Raw genomic sequence first — 17,213 nt, forward strand, 5'->3', positions numbered from 1 at the left:
AAACTTGTTAAAAGAACTGTCAATTAAAAATTTCGCTATTATTGAAGATCTGACGGTCGACTTTCAAGAAGGATTAACGGTCTTGACTGGAGAAACTGGGGCAGGGAAGTCTATTATTATCGATGCCGTGCAACTTCTTGCAGGAGGGCGAGGATCTCAAGAATTTATTCGCCATGGGGCGAAAAAAGCCGAATTAGAAGGACTTTTTACCCTATCTTCATCGATGCATACAGCATATTCTAAATGTGCGGAAGCTGGCATTGATATAGAAGAAGGCTCGGTCATCCTTAGACGAGACTTAAATGATAACGGCAAAAGTGTTTGCCGAGTCAACGGAAAACTTGTCCCACTATCATTACTTAGGGAAATAGGTGCAACATTAATCGACATTCACGGCCAGCACGAAAGCCAAGAATTAATGGATGATAAGCATCACCTTTCGTTGCTTGATCAATTCGCAGGAGATCAAATCACAGATCAAAAAACGCTGTATATTTCGCAATACGAAGAATATCGCCTGTTGAAAAAGGAGCTTGCTGCGATTTCAGTTAATGAGCAACAAGTGGCACAAAAAATTGATCTCTTTCAGTTTCAAATCAAAGAAATTGATGCATGCAAATTTGTGCCTAATGAAGAAGATGAATTAATGGAAGAACGCAGAAGACTGCTAAATTTCAACAAAATATTTGAAGGTGCAAGTACAGCGCACGAAACCATTTTAGGTGAATCAAAAGGGCTTGATTGGATTGGTCAAGCTATGTCCGCATTAGAGGATGTGGCTACTGTTGACGAAAGCTTTAATGAGTATTCAGAAGCTGTATCGAACGCATTTTACAATTTGCAAGAAGCTGCATTTGGAGTGAAAAATATTCTGGATGAGCTTGAATTTGATCCAGAGAGGCTGAATGAAGTAGAGCAACGTTTAGCTCTTATTGGATCAATGAAGCGTAAATATGGGCATACTTTAGAAGAAATTCTAACGTATCGTGAAAAAATAGGCGAGGAATTGGCATCTCTCTTAAACAGAGATGAAAATATCCAAAAAAAAGAACAGCAATTAATGACATTGCAAAAAACATTGCAAAAAACCGCCGAAAAACTAACAAGTATTCGCAAAATTGTAGGGGAACAGTTGTCTTTTTCCATTATGCAGCAGTTACGTGAATTGTATATGGAAAAAGCCGAATTTAGTGTTCATTTTGAAACATTGGCTCCTGGTCAATTTGATCAATATGGAGTTGACCGTGTTGTCTTTTATATTGCGACAAATATAGGAGAACCGCCTAAACCATTGACGAAAATCGCGTCTGGCGGGGAACTTTCACGTGTCATGCTAGCGCTTAAAACGATTTTTTCTTCATCTAATGGTATTACTTCCATTATATTTGATGAAGTCGATACTGGCGTTAGCGGACGAGTTGCTCAAGCTATTGCTGAAAAAATTGCAGCGGTTTCAATACATTCACAGGTTTTATGTATTTCTCATTTGCCTCAAGTTGCCGCAATGGCTGATCATCATTATTATATCCAAAAGCAAGAAGATGCACACAGAACATTTACATCTTTGACTGAGATTTTTGATGATGATCGGATTGGTGAAATTAGCAGAATTATGTCTGGTGCAGAAGTAACAGATCTGACTTTCCAACATGCTAAAGAATTGATCGACATTGCAAATGAAAGAAAGAAAACAATGCATGCATAAAATAGCAAAACATCTTACATAAATGTGAGGTGTTTTTTTATACGCCAAATAGGTGCACAAATATTTACCTTTCATAACTATCTCAATTATAGCCATGATAATTAAAAAAGGAGGTGGCATATGAGAAATGCAAAGCGCTCTTTCTTGAGCTTGATTATTTTGCTGGGAATACTGTTATCCATGTCGACAATGGCAAGCGCCGCTAAGAAGGTGATACCAATGGGGGATTCAATCGGTGTGGAATTGCAGCTGGCAAATGTGACGGTTTCAAATGATGTCTTGTTGCAAGAAGGAAGCTGGCTAAAAAGAGGAGATATCGTCAAGAAAGTGAATAAGACTAAAATCAAGAAGCTTGAGAACATCCATCAAATCTTGAAAAGTTCATCAAAAGATGCCATTAAGATGACAGTTGGACGAGATGGGGAAGATCAAACCGTCAAAGTGCGGAAAGAAGAAATGGCATCTGTCATGAATTTTTTGCGCGACGAGACAGATGGGATTGGAACACTCACTTTTTTAGATCCAGAAACAAAACAATATGGAGCGCTTGGCCATCAGATTATTGACCAGATATTGCAGGAACCGCCGAATTTTAATGATGGGTCCATTTTTTATGCGCGAATAGAACATATTAAGAAAAGTATTCCAGGAGAACCAGGTTACAAAATTTCTTCTGTAGAGAATGGAAATGGCGAAATTGGAGATATTGAGCTAAATAGTTCATATGGCATTTTTGGAAAATGGCAAAACACTTTACAACCATCATTGCCAAAAGCAATTGAAATTATGCAGCCATCTCAAATTAAAAAAGGCCCGGCCAAAATATTAACAACTATTCAAGGAAAAAAGGTAGAAACCTTCGATATCACGATTACAAAAGTGAACAACAAAAGTTTTCAAATAGAAGTAACGGATCCTGTCTTAAAAGAAAAAACAGGTGGAATTTTGCAAGGGATGAGCGGAAGCCCAATTATTCAAAATGGTCATTTTGCCGGGGCGGTTACTCACATGTATATTGAAAGCCCGGAAAAAGGCGCTGCGTTGCCAATTACTGAAATGCTTAAAAATCAACCTGCATAAAATTTATTTTTAGCTGTCTCTAAGAAAGAGACAGCTTTTTCTTCTTTTTATTTGGTATTCTTTTTACAAAAAATCTGTTACAATAATAGTCAATAAACACCACGAATTAATTTACATAATATTGTCGAAATTGAAATTATTCATATTCCTTCATACTCATTTTTCAAAAAATTGAAGGGCTATCCGTAAAGATGTCGAATTTACCATTTTGTATCAAACGTATGTCTAGATTTATGCAAGAAACAAAAATCAGATTGAATCTTGGGAAAAATGAAGGAGGAGTCCTGTATGAACAAAGTAAAAGTTGCAATTGTGGATGATAATAGTGAGTTGGTGAAAGCTCTGGAGGAGTATCTGTCACAGCAACCAGAAATTGATGTAATCAGCACAGCGACAAATGGCAAACAATGTTTGAAAATGCTGGAAAGCCAAGTGCCGGATGTGCTGTTATTAGATATAATTATGCCGCACCTTGACGGGTTGGCTGTATTGGAAACGATCCATGAAAACCCACAGCTTAATAGTATGCAAGTAATTATGTTGACTGCATTTGGACAAGAAGATGTAATGAAACAAGCAGCAGAGCTTGGTGCATCTTACTTTATGCTAAAGCCTTTTGAATATGATCGTTTAGCGTCTAAAATACTGCAAGTGGGCGGTAAAAAAGTGGAAAAACAAAAAAGGGTTAGTGTCCTGCAAAGCTCCACTCCACAAAAGATGGATCAGCGCCAATTAGATGCAACTATTACAGCAATAATTAAAGAAATAGGTGTTCCAGCACATATCAAAGGCTATGCATATTTACGAGAAGCCATTCAAATGGTATATCTTGATGTAGATTTACTAGGTTCCATTACTAAAATTCTGTACCCAGATATTGCAAAGAAATTTGATACAACTCCTTCACGTGTAGAGCGTGCAATTCGCCATGCGATCGAAGTCGCATGGAATCGCGGAAACTACGAATCTATTTCCAAAATGTTTGGTTATACAGTCCATCACTTAAAATCTAAGCCAACCAATTCAGAATTTATCGCTATGATCGCTGATAAGATTCGTATTGAAATGGTGGCTGTTTAAAGCGGTTTAAAGCCTTGAAATAGAATAATAGTAAATTGCCATTGTAATTATTTATGAAGCAATAAACTACTATTAAATAATTGTATTATATAGCACATTTCCATTTATTGAGTTTATGTAAAATTCAACAACTGGAGGTGTGCTTTTTTGCTTTCTATAGAAAAATTTTATAGAAATTTACTTACAGTTGAACTGTTTATGTTGTAATTAGATTTAAAACATTTATCGCAAAAAACTTTAAGAAGTTATCACATATCATTAACACTTGTTATAAATTATATAAAGCAAGAATTAAATATTGATAATTCTACGAAAGAGGTAAATATACAGTTACCGCAATAGAAAAGTCGCTAAATACTATAAAAAACAATGATCTGATACAACAATTGCTTTAATTTTTTACAAGCCTAAAGAGAAATCAAGATAATCCTATTGAAAATATTTCAGCAATTAAGCTCCTTGAAACCACTAGCTGATCATTAAAATATGCATCACTTAACCACCAGGAGCTACTAGCATTTTTATTCAACAATCCTAATTTATTTTATTAGATATGCTATAGTATTTGTTAAATGTAAAAAATAGGAGGAATACTATGAAAAAATACATATTATTTACCGACGTATTATTTCTATTATTACTAGCTGCATGTGGAAATAACGATGAAGACAGATCTGCTGAATCTGAATCAGTGCAAGTACAAGCCCAAACAGAAACGGAAGAATCAGTACCAACTGAAGAATTGGAAAATGAATCAGATGATGTTGATTTTAAAGAAATAATTAGCGACAGCATCCGTGAAGGCGATAAAATAACTAAATTCAGTAATAAGGGCAATGAAATTAAAGCTACAATTAAATTAGCTGAAGACGACCTTTTAAGTAAAAAAGATTTAGCTGAAACAATATATTCGTCAATTGGTGAATCCTTGTTCGGAGTAGAGGATTGGCAAGTATTAACCATTAATATTGAAGAGGTAGGCGAAGTATCTTTTAATAGGGATCTTCCCAGCAGCTGAAATTACAAAAAGGTTAGGAAATTTATAAAGTGCGGCTTATAAGACTGTCTTTTTTGTTTGATAGAAAAAACGGCTTCATTGCTCAAAAATAAAATAATGATAAAAATAACAGGTACAGTAAGAGGATGATAATTAATTTGCTTTGAAATGTTAGTTAAATAAAAAAAGCGACTGTTCTTATAATGAACAATCGCTCTCTTTTACATTATTTTATCTTTTTTTCTAATAGCTTTATTGCTCTAGTTAGCCAATATAGTGCTATCCAGGGTAAGATAAATTTGCTAGACCATTCGATTAATCTAAAAATGAAAGATATTTGGTATCCTAAAAAGTGTAGAACAGTAAGAAAAACAATAATAATTGCAGCAATAGTAATATAATGTTTATTTGTTGAATTCAAATTTTTTCTTCTAATAAGTACGGTTATTAAAACTATTAGCCAAATGACAAAAAGATGAACTAACATGTAACTCCAATGAATTCCGCCCAACATCAATACTTCTCCTTTCATTAATTAATTTTCCTGAAATTGTACTTTAAATTAATATATTGAATGAATTATTAAAATAAATGGGGTAAAACAACCACTTATCATTAAATGCTATTTGTAATATAAAGTACAGTTTTAGAAATTTCTTTTGCTTTTTTTCTTTTGTTAAGTTTCTTGTTATGAATTTTTATGGGGCCAGTCCATTCAAGAAATAGAGCTCCTTCAAAATAGATATGTAGATAGTATAATGCACGATTAGCTTTATTTAGTGAATTTTTTACCTGTAATGTACTCTGTAGTGGAGATTATGTTGCAAAGTGAACAAAGATATTTGAGGAAGTGGTGATTTTTAAGGGGAGTTCCAGAGCTATTTAATTATTGATTAATGAATCTTTAAATCCATCAATGTATATTATAAATGTAATCAGTATAACAAAAGGAGGAATTGCTTTGGGGAAGCTAACAAAATGGATTATTTTATTTATCTTCATCCTCTTTTGTTTTTGGGGAATTAATAAACTATTTTATGAAGAGATAGCAGACGGTAGATATACAGTTGAGAAAAAAGATATTTCTAAAGTAGACAATACCTATTATATAAAATTAAACCAATACAAACTAAAATTACCTAACAAATACTATAAAAAAATAGAAAATAGTTCGAATGACTATAATATTTCTTATAGCTATAATACATTGTTTAAAAAAGGGGAAATTTCGTACTTAGAAAAGTATGGAGCTAGTTATAGGGGGAATTAAAAGAATTAAAAGTGCTAGAAATATTTAAATCTTATCTTCATTTACTATCTTATCAATAGAGGAGTAAATGGAGATTTTTGTACATTAGGAAATAAGTGCTATAATTAAAGAATGATGGGAGGTTTTTAAGTTGGTTCTTTTTGAAAATGATTGGATTATGCTTATGGAAAAAGAAGCGATTGTCTATGTATTAGTTAAAAAAGAAGGTTATTCTTTAAAAGAGTTTGAGCCTGTATTAAAAAAATTCAAAAGAATTAAATTAAATGGTTTTCAAGCATTGCGAAGTGTCTTTTTAAATTGTTCAAAAGAAGAACAAGAAATTGGCTATTGGCTGCCGCCCATTGAAATCGTTATAGCACGTGACGGTATGGCAGCTACTATGTATATTAATGATCATCCTGCATCTCTATTTCAGGATGAGTTGATTATGAATAAACAAATTAAAGAAGCAGCAGAAAATGCGGGTGTCCAATATGGTTATATAACCCTTTCGCTTGAAACTGTTCTATTAGGCAAACCAACAGTCATAGCAAAAGGCCAACCTCCCCAAAAGGGTGAAGATGCGAAGATTACATATAAAAGCTTTCCAAAAAAGAAACCCCAAATCCTTGATAATGGCCGTGCAAACCATTATGATATCAACTTTATTCAGGAAGTGAAAAAAGATGAATGGTTAGGAGAAAAAATTCCTGCGAAGAAAGGAATTCCGGGGAAAAGTGTTTTAGGACAACGAATAGAGGCAATGGATGGTAAAGATTTTACGTTGGTTTATGATGAAAAATCTATTTATGAAAAAGAGTCGAGTGGTATAGTGACCATCCACGCATCTTTCGATGGTGTCATCGAGCATCCTTATCCTCCTTTATCAGTTCAGAAACACCTTCAAATACCGAGTGATGTGGGAGTCGAAACGGGCAATCTGGAGTTCACAGGCTCGATTACTATTCGAGGAACTATTCTACCTGGATTTACAGTCAAGGCGACAGGTGACATACTGATTGAGAGCAAAGAAGGTGTAACTGGAGCTGAACTTATACAATCTACTCACGGAGATGTCTATGTTTGTGGAGGTATATATGGTAACAAAATTACGAAAGTGATGGCGGGTCAAAATATTTATGTACAGTATACCAATGACTGCTATTTAGCTGCGAAAGAAACCATTTTTATAAGTACATATGCCATCAGTACAGATATGAAGGCACAAAATATCAGAGTCGATGAAAATAAGGGTAAACTTATAGGTGGAAGTATTTGCGCAAAAAATTCGATTCATGCAGCATGGGTTGGCAATCAGCTTGGTCGTAAAACAGACCTGATTATTTCACTCCCGGATCGCAAAGATAGCTCAATTGCAAAAGTTCTTGAATAAAATGATGCCAGCTCAGCGCCAAACGTACGATAAGATTGCTAGTAATATAAAAGAAAAGGAATCTCAAATTGAGATACTTGAATATGAAATAGATGAGATTTTGCATCTACTGAAGAGTAGTGGTAATGAAAAAATTTCCATTACCAAAGCTGCATATCCAGAGACAACTCTCCAAATAGGTTCTGAAAGATCAACTATTCAACAAATGACGAAAGGAGAATTTAAATTGGAAAGTGGTGTTTTAAATGTCTAGACCGCTCGTTTTTGCGCATAGAGGCGCTTCTGCTCGAGGTATTGAAAATACGCTAGATGCTTTTGAATTAGCGTTAGAATCAGGGGCAGATGGTATAGAATTAGATATTCAAGCGACGAAAGATCATATTCCAGTTGTGATTCATGATCATAATTTAAGGCGTCTTACAGGGAAAAATGAGCTGATTTCGAATTTGTATTACCAACAGGTTAAACTATTACATGTTGGAAAATTTTTCTTTAGAAGGTTTAGCGGAGCTAAAATTAGCACGTTTGATGAGTTTCTAGGTTGGCACAAAGTCCATTCTGTACCCCTTAATGTGGAATTAAAAGAGTCACTGCTTCAAGATGAAAGCGCTCTAAGAGAGACTGTGGCGAAATGTAGTGAAATACCAAATTTACATATTTCATCGTTTCATCCTGAATTGCTAGAAAAGGCAAAAGAAATAGCGCCAAGAATAGAGACCGCCTTAATTGCAACAAAGAAATTGAACTGGGCAGAGTTAGACAAATTGCCATACGTAGATGTAATTCATGCGAATAAATCGCGTTATTATAAAAATAGGTATCTTGATGCACTTACTGCTCAAGGAAGAAAATGCCGCTTTTATAACATTACAGGTGATGAACAATTTCTGAAAGAACCGCATGATGCGGTTATCGGATGGATTACTGACTATCCAGAGAAAGTGCGGAAAATGCAGGAGACTATATAAATCAATGTAAAGCTCAGATAATTATACAAAAAGCACCGAAGAGAACACTACGTTCTTGTCGGTGCTTTTTGCACAATGTTATTTTTTCTTTGTATATTTTTGCGCAACTCGTCCATTTCTGCGATCACGGTTTAATAAAAAGCCGGCAAAAAATCCAAAGCCGATTAAAAACAATACAATCCCTATTACAAATTGTAGCCAAAGATATGGAATCGGATCGAATAACTTGGCGAAAAATGTATCTCGCATTAATTTGATACCCGCTGCTGCCATAATAGCGGGTATGGCTAGAATGACAAAAGCAATAAAACGCCCCATTTTTGGTTCAACTCCTCTAATATAATCCATTTTTACTTGTATCCTGCACATTGTCAAGATAGGAAACTTCCGATAAGATGATAGCTAACCATATGAAAGAATTTTCATACATATTTGGAAGGAGTGAATAAGAATGCATAGGATTATGATTGTAGGTGCAGGAAAAGGAGGTACAGCCATTCTGCAATTACTCGCACATTCGTCAGACTGGCAAACAGTGGCTGTTATCGATAAGAATGATAATGCTAAAGGCATAAAAGAAGCTAAAAAGTCAGGAATTGCTACAGCAAATGACTGGCGTGATTTTAAGAATGCTTCTATCGATATGGCGATTGATGTAACTGGTAATCCGAAGGTCTATGACGAATTGGTCGAGGAGTTACCACATAATACGACTGTGATACCGGGTAGCGTGATTGAGATTATTATCAAACTTTTGCAGGAGAAAGATTATTATATTCAAAAAATCCAAGCATTTTCTAGAAGACAGCAAATTATCTTTAACTCTATAGATGAAGGCATGATGAGCGTTAATCAAAAAGGAGAAATTATTTTTTATAATCAAAGTGCTATGCGACTTACTAATACACCAATAGAAAAAGCAGTTGGCAAGCATTATAAAGACGTTATGAATGCTCTTGAACTTGAGCAGGTGATTGAAACAGGTCAAGCAGAGACAAATCAAGAATTAATTCTTCCATCCGGAAAAAAGGTCGTGCTTTCCAAAATTCCAATGGTAGATGAAAAGTCAGAACAAATTGGTGTACTTGCAATATTTAAAGATATTTCTGAAGTTGTTGCCTTAGCGGAAGAGATTACTGATCTGAAAGAAGTAAAAAAGATGCTAGAAGCTATTATACAATCGAGCGACGACGCGATCTCTGTAGTGGATGAGAAGGGAAGAGGTATTGTAGTCAATCCGGCTTATACAAGGATTACAGGCTTGTCACCTGAAGAGATTATCGGTAAGCCTGCAACTACCGATATTTCAGAAGGTGAGAGTATGCATTTAAAAGTGCTTGAAACCAAAAAGCCGATACGAGGAGTTAATTTGCGCTTAGGACCTTCCAAAAGAGAAGTTATCGTCAATGTGGCGCCAATTCTAGTTGAAGATGAGCTTAAAGGCAGCGTAGGGGTCATCCATGATGTAACAGAGATGCGCAACTTATCTAAGGAATTGAGCCAAGCGAAAACAATTATACGAACACTAGAATCAAAGTATGTTTTCGATGATATAATCGGCGATTCAGAAGAAATGAAGCTTGCGATTGAACAAGCTAAGCTCGCTGCAAAAACGCCGGTGACGGTCTTTCTAAGGGGCGAATCAGGTACAGGGAAAGAATTATTTGCCCATGCAATACATAGTGAAAGTAATCGCCACTATGAGAAGTTTATTAGAGTCAATTGTGCGGCAATTGCTGAAAATTTATTGGAAAGCGAATTGTTTGGTTATGAAGAAGGTGCCTTTACTGGAGCTAAAAAAGGCGGCAAGCGTGGGCTTTTTGAAGAGGCGAACGGAGGTAGTATCTTTTTAGATGAAATTGGCGAGCTGTCGCTTAGCACCCAGGCCAAACTTTTACGTGTTTTACAAGAACATGAGATTGTTAGAGTGGGCGCTACAAAACCCATTCCTATAGATGTCCGTATCATTGCAGCCACAAATGTCAATATGGAAAAAGCGCTTCATGACCATACGTTTCGAGAGGATCTCTACTACAGGCTTAATCGCATGCCAATTTATATACCACCACTTCGAAACAGACTTGAAGATATCCCGCAGCTTGTAGATCGTCTGCTTCAAAAACTCAACCGTGAGTATGGTCGAAATGTAACAAAGGTGACTAGAGGAGTAATTCAAAAGTTAAGAAACTATCAATGGCCTGGTAATGTAAGAGAATTAGAGAATGTGATTGGGCGGGCAATGATCTTTATGCCTGCTACTGAAACAGAATTACAGGAAAACTATGTGCAAATTTCGGCGCAAAAAACTTCAACTGTAGAGGGCAAAGTAGAAGAAGAAATATATAACGGAACATTGGATGAAGCAATGGCCCAATATGAAAAAAGAATTATTGAAACCGCTCTCAAGGACAATAGATATAATAAAACTCAGACTGCTAAAGCGTTGCAAATTTCGATTAGAAGCTTGTATTATAAATTAGAAAAATATGAACTTGCATAAAATGACGTGCAAATAACTGCACACATCTGCATGGCTATGCATTGAAAAAAACGTCGAAATTGTTTAAACTTTTATTTTATAAGGCAAAAAGTTTTGGCACGCTTCTTGCATTATATATTATTGACTGGATACAACCAGATTTTTTATAACTTCGAAGGAGGAATTATTAAGATGGAAATTTTCAAATATATGGGAAAATATGATTATGAACAAGTGGTTATTTGCCAAGATAAAACTTCAGGGTTGAAAGCGATTATCGCTATTCACGATACTACACTAGGACCTGCGCTTGGTGGTACTCGCATGTGGACATATGAATCAGAAGAAGCAGCTATTGAAGATGCACTTCGTTTAGCGCGCGGCATGACATATAAAAATGCAGCAGCTGGACTTAACCTTGGCGGTGGTAAAACTGTAATCATGGGAGATCCATTTAAAGACAAAAATGAAGAAATGTTCCGCGCATTAGGCCGTTTCATCCAAGGCTTAAACGGACGCTACATTACTGCAGAAGATGTGGGTACAACAGTTGCTGATATGGACTTAATCCATGAAGAAACAAATTATGTGACAGGAATTTCACCTGCATTCGGTTCATCAGGCAACCCTTCTCCTGTAACAGCATACGGTGTTTATGTAGGTATGAAAGCAGCAGCTAAAGCGGCATTTGGAACAGATAGCTTAGAAGGAAAACGCATTTCTGTTCAAGGTCTTGGAAATGTTGCTTATTCACTATGCAAGCATCTTCACGAAGAAGGCGCAAAACTTATCGTAACCGATATTAATGAAAACGCTGTCAAACGTGTAGTTGATGAATTTGGTGCAGTTGCTGTTAGCCCTGAAGAAATTTATGCACAAGACGTGGATATCTTTGCTCCATGTGCATTAGGAGCAATCATCAATGATGAAACAATTCCGCAATTAAAAGCAAAAGTAATTGCAGGATCTGCAAATAACCAATTGAAAGACTCAAAACATGGTGAGATCATTCACGAAAAAGGCATTATCTATGCTCCAGACTACGTAATCAACTCAGGTGGTGTTATCAATGTAGCTGATGAATTATACGGTTACAATTATGATCGCGCTATGAAAAAAGTTGAAGGTATTTATGATAGCATTACAAAAATTGTTGAAATTTCAGAACGTGATAATATTCCAACATACTTAGCTGCAAATCGTATGGCAGAGGATAGAATTGAAAGAATGGCTAAATCAAGAGGCACATTCTTGAAAAACGAAAAAAATATCTTATCACAACGCGGATAAGAATCAAGAGATGACAATCTAGCATTTTATGATATAATTTAGTACCAGGTAATAAAATTGAATAGCTGCCGTGAAAAACGGTAGCTATTCAATTCTTTTAATATTAAAAGATATTAGTATAAAATAGGGAGAGTGTTCTTATGGCTAAGAATTATGACCTTGTCATAGTAGGTGGAGGCACTGGAGGTTATGTTGCCGCGATTCGCGCCGCGCAATTGGGTCTATCGACTGCCATTGTGGAACAAGGGAAACTAGGGGGAACTTGTTTACATAAAGGTTGTATACCAAGTAAAGCTTTGCTACGAAGCGCAGAAGTATACCGGACAACAAAAGAGCATGCAGAGAATTTTGGTGTAGATGTAAAAGAAGTCACATTCAATTTTGAGCAGGCTCAAAAAAGAAAAAATAGTATCATAGATAAACTTCATGCAGGAATCCAAGCATTGATGAAAAAAGGGAAAATTGATGTATACGAAGGCTATGGCAGAATATTAGGCCCTTCGATTTTTTCGCCAATGCCTGGCACAATCTCTGTCGAATTTAAAGACGGTCGAGAAAATGCAATGTTAATCCCACAAAACGTAATTATCGCCACAGGTTCTAGACCACGGACGCTTCCGGGACTAACACCTGATGGTGAAAATATTGTAACATCAGATGATTTAATGTCACTTGAAACCTTACCTCAATCAATTGTCATCGTTGGTGGCGGAGTTATAGGGATTGAATGGGCATCTATGTTACATGATTTTGGAGTGGAAGTTACGGTTGTTGAATATTCAGATTCGATATTGCCAACAGAAGATCATGACATCCAAAAAGCAATGGCAACATCACTGAAAAAACGTGGCATTCAGATAGTTACAAATGCAAAAACGCTACCTGATACGTATAAAGAAACAGGTGATGGTTTTGAGATTACAGCTGAAGTAGATGGCAAAACGCAAATCTTTGCAGCTGAAAAACTTCTATTGTCTGTCGGAAGACAAGCAAACATTGAAAACATCGGCCTTGAAAATACAGATATCCAAGTAGAACGAGGTTTCATCCAAGTCAATGAGCATTACCAAACGAAGGAATCACATATATATGCTATTGGTGATGTAATCGGCGGCTTACAATTAGCTCATGTTGCTTCACACGAAGGAATTCATGCTGTAGACCATATTGCTCGTAAAGAAACATGGCCGATGGAAGCCCATAAAATTGCACGCTGTATATATGGAAGCCCGGAAATTTCAAGTATCGGCTATACAGAGAAACAAGCGAAAGAACTTGGAATTGATGTAAAAGTGGGTAAATTCCCATTTGCAGCAATTGGCAAAGCGCTTGTTTTTGGTGAGACTGAAGGCTTTGTTAAAATGATTGCAGACAAAAAGACAAACGATCTAGTCGGTGTGCATATTATGGGTGCGCATGCAACGGAATTGATTGCCGAAGCAAGCCTTGCAATGTTAGTTGATGCAACACCTTTTGAAATTTCTGCGCATATTCATCCGCATCCATCCTTATCTGAGGCAATAGGTGAAGCGGCCCTTGCTGTTGATGGAATGGCAATTCATTTCTAAGGAGAGATCATAATGACTGAAAATAAACATACTGCTTTAGGTTTATCTGATGAAGTAGTACTTGATATGTATAGAACAATGCTGCTTGCCCGACGTATTGATGAAAGAATGTGGCTATTAAACCGTGCAGGTAAAATCCCATTCGTTATATCTTGCCAAGGACAAGAGGCAGCTCAAATCGGCGCAGCATTTGCTTTAAATAATGAAAAAGATTATGTCGCACCGTATTACCGGGATATGGGCGTTGTGCTACATTTCGGCATGACAGCAAAAGAGTTAATGCTTTCTGCATTTGCGAAAGCGGAAGATCCTAACTCTGGCGGCCGCCAAATGCCTGGTCACTTTGGCCAAAAGAAAAACCGCATTATTACAGGTTCTTCACCTGTAACGACACAAGTTCCACATGCGGTAGGTGTGGCACTTGCGGGGAAAATGCAAAAAGAAGATTTTGTCACATTTGTTAGTCTTGGAGAAGGATCTTCAAACCAAGGTGATTTCCATGAAGGAGCTAACTTTGCTGGTGTTCACAAGCTTCCTGTTATTATTATGGTAGAAAATAACCGCTATGCTATTTCAGTGCCGCTTAGCAAGCAAGTTGCGTGTGAAAATGTCTCAGACCGTGCGATTGGCTACGGTATGCCTGGCGTAACAGTAGATGGCAACGATCCGCTTGAAGTGTATAAAGTGATGAAAGAAGCAGCAGATCGTGCAAGAAACGGTGAGGGACCAAGCTTAATTGAGACGATCTGCTATCGTTTAACTGCACACTCATCTGATGATGACCATCGTCAATACAGAACAGAAGAAGATTTGGCAGAAGGCCGTGCGAATGATCCGATTGTTCGCTTTGCAGCATATTTAAAAGATTTAGGCGTTCTAACTTCAGAAATAGAAGAAAAGATGCAAGAAGAAATCATGGCTGAGGTTGACGAAGCGACAGATTATGCGGAAAACGCTCCATATGCGGAGCCGGAACATGCATTGCAATACGTCTACGGAAACCATGAGGAGGTGTAGCAGATGGCGAATTTATCATATATTGATGCCATTACATTAGCGATGAAAGAAGAAATGGAAAGAGACGATCGTGTCTTTATTCTTGGAGAAGATGTCGGTTTAAAGGGCGGCGTGTTTAAAGCAACGCAAGGCCTTTACGATGAGTTCGGTGAAGAACGTGTGATTGACGCACCTCTTGCCGAATCAGCAATTGTCGGAGTTGGTATTGGTGCAGCGATGTATGGTTTAAGACCTATTGCCGAAATGCAATTTGCGGATTTTATCATGCCTGCAGTCAATCAAATTATTTCGGAAGCGTCTAGAATCCGTTACCGCTCAAATAATGACTGGAATTGTCCAATGGTTATTCGTGCTCCATTTGGTGGAGGAGTCCATGGCGCGCTTTACCATTCACAATCAGTAGAAGCAGTATTTGCTAATCAACCCGGTTTAAAAATCGTCATTCCATCAACTCCATATGATGCGAAAGGATTGTTAAAAGCAGCGATTCGCGATGACGATCCTGTCCTTTTCTTTGAACACAAAAGAGCGTACCGCCTGATTAAAGGCGAAGTGCCAGAAGAGGACTATACAATTGAAATCGGCAAAGCTGATGTGAAACGAGAAGGCGAAGATTTGACTGTCATTACGTATGGCCTTGGGGTACATTTTGCATTGCAAGCAGCTGAACGTTTGGAAAAAGACGGCATCTCTGTCCATGTATTGGATTTACGTACGATCTACCCATTAGACAAAGAGGCTATTATTGAAGCTGCAAAGAAAACGGGTAAGGTATTGCTTGTAACAGAAGATAATAAAGAAGGTAGCGTCATGAGCGAAGTCTCTGCGATTATTGCGGAACATGCGCTATTCGATTTGGATGCGCCAATCAAACGCTTAGCAGGTCCTGATGTACCGGCTATGCCTTACGCGCCAACAATGGAAAAATTCTTTATGATTAATCCAGATAAAGTAGAAGTAGCAATGCGTGAATTAGCTGCATTTTAAGCAAAGGGGGTTTTAAAATGGCAATTGAACAAATTACAATGCCACAACTAGGAGAAAGTGTAACGGAAGGCACAATCGAAAAATGGTTAGTTAAACCGGGCGACGAAGTGAAAAAGTACGATACATTAGCGGAAGTGCAGACAGATAAAGTAACAGCTGAACTCCCATCATCCTTTGCGGGCAAAATCATTGAATTAATCGCAAACGAAGGTGACACCATTGCGGTGGGCGAAGTTGTTTGTAAGGTTGAAATTGAGGGCGGAGCTGCAGAAGTAAAAACAGAGGCTTCCGCTCCTGCAGAAACAAAGAATGAAGAATCAGCAAGCGATCAAAGTATGAAAAAAAGGTATTCTCCTGCAGTCGTTCGTATGGCATCAGAGCATGGCATCGACTTGAATATGGTTGAAGGCAGTGGAACTTCTGGGCGGATTACAAGAAAAGATATTCAAAAGATTATTGATTCCGGACAAATGCCAGCTACTAAACCAAATCCACAAGTAGAAGCAAAACCAGTTGCTACTCCAGAGCAGCCTACAATTCAGGCTGAACCAGCACCTGTTAAAGAAGAAAAAACGTATGAGCCAACTGCTACAGGCGATATTGAAATTCCTGTTTCAGGCGTCCGTCGTGCCATAGCTAAAAATATGGTGAATAGTACACAGGAAATTCCGCATGCGTGGCTAATGATGGAAGCTGATGTCACTAATTTGGTGAATTACCGTGATTCAATTAAAGGTGACTTTAAAAAACGTGAAGGATATAACATCACATACTTTGCTTTCTTTGTAAAAGCAGTTTCACAAGCTTTAAAAGAATTCCCTATGATGAATTCACAGTGGCAAGGCGATAAAATTATCCAGAAGAAGGATATCAATCTATCCATCGCTGTCGCAACTGAGGATGCCCTATTTGTGCCTGTTATCAAAAATGCAGATGACAAATCAGTTAAAGGCATTGCCAAGGAAATTCATGAGTTAGCATCGAAAGTGCGTGCTGGCAAGCTGAAATCAGATGATATGAAGGGCGGTACTTTCACCGTTAATAATACCGGAGCATTCGGCTCTGTCCAATCAATGGGCATCATTAATCATCCTCAAGCGGCGATTCTACAAATTGAATCCATTGTGAAACGTCCGGTGATTATGGAAGGCGGCATGTTTGCAGCACGAGATATGGTTAATTTATGCTTATCGATTGACCATCGTATTCTTGATGGTTTAGTGAGTGGCAAATTCCTTTCACGTGTCAAAGAATTGCTTGAGGGCTATTCAAAAGATACAATGTCCATTTATTAAGATAGATACTGGAGAATGATATTGAGAGCCTCATTTCTTCTTCCAACAAAATCTTTTTAAATGACAAAGTGGAATAAATAAAAAAGAAGTCTGGTAACCTAGTTG

General features: G+C 37.2%; 13 protein-coding genes and 1 pseudogene. 13 read left to right on the top strand and 1 reads right to left on the bottom strand.

Features of this window, described 5'->3' with window-relative positions:
- Positions 1-4: 4 nt before the first annotated feature.
- The 7 genes and pseudogenes from recN (at position 5) to AC6CHJ_RS06055 (ending at position 8,472) form a co-directional block, all read left to right on the top strand.
- Positions 5-1,705 carry a DNA repair protein RecN gene (recN, locus tag AC6CHJ_RS06025; RefSeq protein WP_249775848.1) on the top strand — a complete coding sequence of 567 codons (1,701 nt, stop codon included), beginning with the start codon at positions 5-7 and terminating at the stop codon, positions 1,703-1,705.
- Between the two features lie 120 nt (positions 1,706-1,825).
- A complete protein-coding gene (locus tag AC6CHJ_RS06030; protein ID WP_147193607.1) occupies positions 1,826-2,785 on the top strand; it encodes a SpoIVB peptidase S55 domain-containing protein in 960 nt (319 codons plus the stop codon).
- 288 nt (positions 2,786-3,073) lie between these two features.
- Complete coding sequence (gene spo0A / locus AC6CHJ_RS06035; RefSeq protein ID WP_066786694.1) at positions 3,074-3,865, top strand: sporulation transcription factor Spo0A; 792 nt, start codon at positions 3,074-3,076, stop codon at positions 3,863-3,865.
- Between the two features lie 595 nt (positions 3,866-4,460).
- Complete coding sequence (locus AC6CHJ_RS06040; protein WP_392994245.1) at positions 4,461-4,883, top strand: hypothetical protein; 423 nt, start codon at positions 4,461-4,463, stop codon at positions 4,881-4,883.
- A gap of 940 nt (positions 4,884-5,823) precedes the next feature.
- Positions 5,824-6,132, top strand: coding sequence for a hypothetical protein (locus tag AC6CHJ_RS06045; RefSeq protein WP_392994242.1), 309 nt, complete (start codon positions 5,824-5,826; stop codon positions 6,130-6,132).
- Positions 6,133-6,295: 163 nt separating this feature from the next.
- Positions 6,296-7,757: pseudogene (locus tag AC6CHJ_RS06050) on the top strand (flagellar assembly protein A).
- A complete protein-coding gene (locus AC6CHJ_RS06055) occupies positions 7,750-8,472 on the top strand; it encodes a glycerophosphodiester phosphodiesterase (RefSeq protein ID WP_392994236.1) in 723 nt (240 codons plus the stop codon). The pseudogene AC6CHJ_RS06050 and the gene AC6CHJ_RS06055 overlap by 8 nt, the downstream one beginning before the upstream one ends.
- 78 nt (positions 8,473-8,550) lie before the next feature.
- Here the strand turns inward: AC6CHJ_RS06055 and AC6CHJ_RS06060 are convergent, their stop codons facing one another.
- The gene (locus AC6CHJ_RS06060) at positions 8,551-8,790 is read right to left on the bottom strand and encodes a DUF2627 domain-containing protein (RefSeq protein ID WP_147195066.1); all 240 of its coding nucleotides are present in this window, start codon (positions 8,788-8,790) and stop codon (positions 8,551-8,553) included.
- Between the two features lie 133 nt (positions 8,791-8,923).
- Here AC6CHJ_RS06060 and AC6CHJ_RS06065 point away from each other — a divergent pair, with 133 nt between their 5' ends.
- The 6 genes from AC6CHJ_RS06065 (at position 8,924) to AC6CHJ_RS06090 (ending at position 17,108) form a co-directional block, all read left to right on the top strand.
- On the top strand, positions 8,924-10,972 hold the full coding sequence (locus tag AC6CHJ_RS06065; RefSeq protein ID WP_498287672.1) for a sigma 54-interacting transcriptional regulator: 2,049 nt from the start codon (positions 8,924-8,926) through the stop codon (positions 10,970-10,972).
- A gap of 171 nt (positions 10,973-11,143) precedes the next feature.
- Entirely contained in the window at positions 11,144-12,241 is a 1,098-nt protein-coding gene (locus AC6CHJ_RS06070) for a Leu/Phe/Val dehydrogenase (RefSeq protein WP_147193602.1), read from the top strand.
- 140 nt (positions 12,242-12,381) lie between these two features.
- On the top strand, positions 12,382-13,809 hold the full coding sequence (gene lpdA, locus AC6CHJ_RS06075; RefSeq protein WP_392994229.1) for a dihydrolipoyl dehydrogenase: 1,428 nt from the start codon (positions 12,382-12,384) through the stop codon (positions 13,807-13,809).
- A 12-nt stretch (positions 13,810-13,821) separates the two neighbouring features.
- Positions 13,822-14,826, top strand: a complete 1,005-nt coding sequence (locus AC6CHJ_RS06080) for a thiamine pyrophosphate-dependent dehydrogenase E1 component subunit alpha (protein WP_147193600.1) — start codon at positions 13,822-13,824, stop codon at positions 14,824-14,826.
- Between the two features lie 3 nt (positions 14,827-14,829).
- Positions 14,830-15,813 carry an alpha-ketoacid dehydrogenase subunit beta gene (locus AC6CHJ_RS06085; protein WP_066786718.1) on the top strand — a complete coding sequence of 328 codons (984 nt, stop codon included), beginning with the start codon at positions 14,830-14,832 and terminating at the stop codon, positions 15,811-15,813.
- Between the two features lie 17 nt (positions 15,814-15,830).
- Positions 15,831-17,108, top strand: a complete 1,278-nt coding sequence (locus AC6CHJ_RS06090) for a dihydrolipoamide acetyltransferase family protein (RefSeq protein ID WP_392994224.1) — start codon at positions 15,831-15,833, stop codon at positions 17,106-17,108.
- Positions 17,109-17,213 lie beyond the last annotated feature (105 nt).

The sequence above is a fragment of the Rummeliibacillus sp. GQ308 genome (assembly GCF_059759115.1).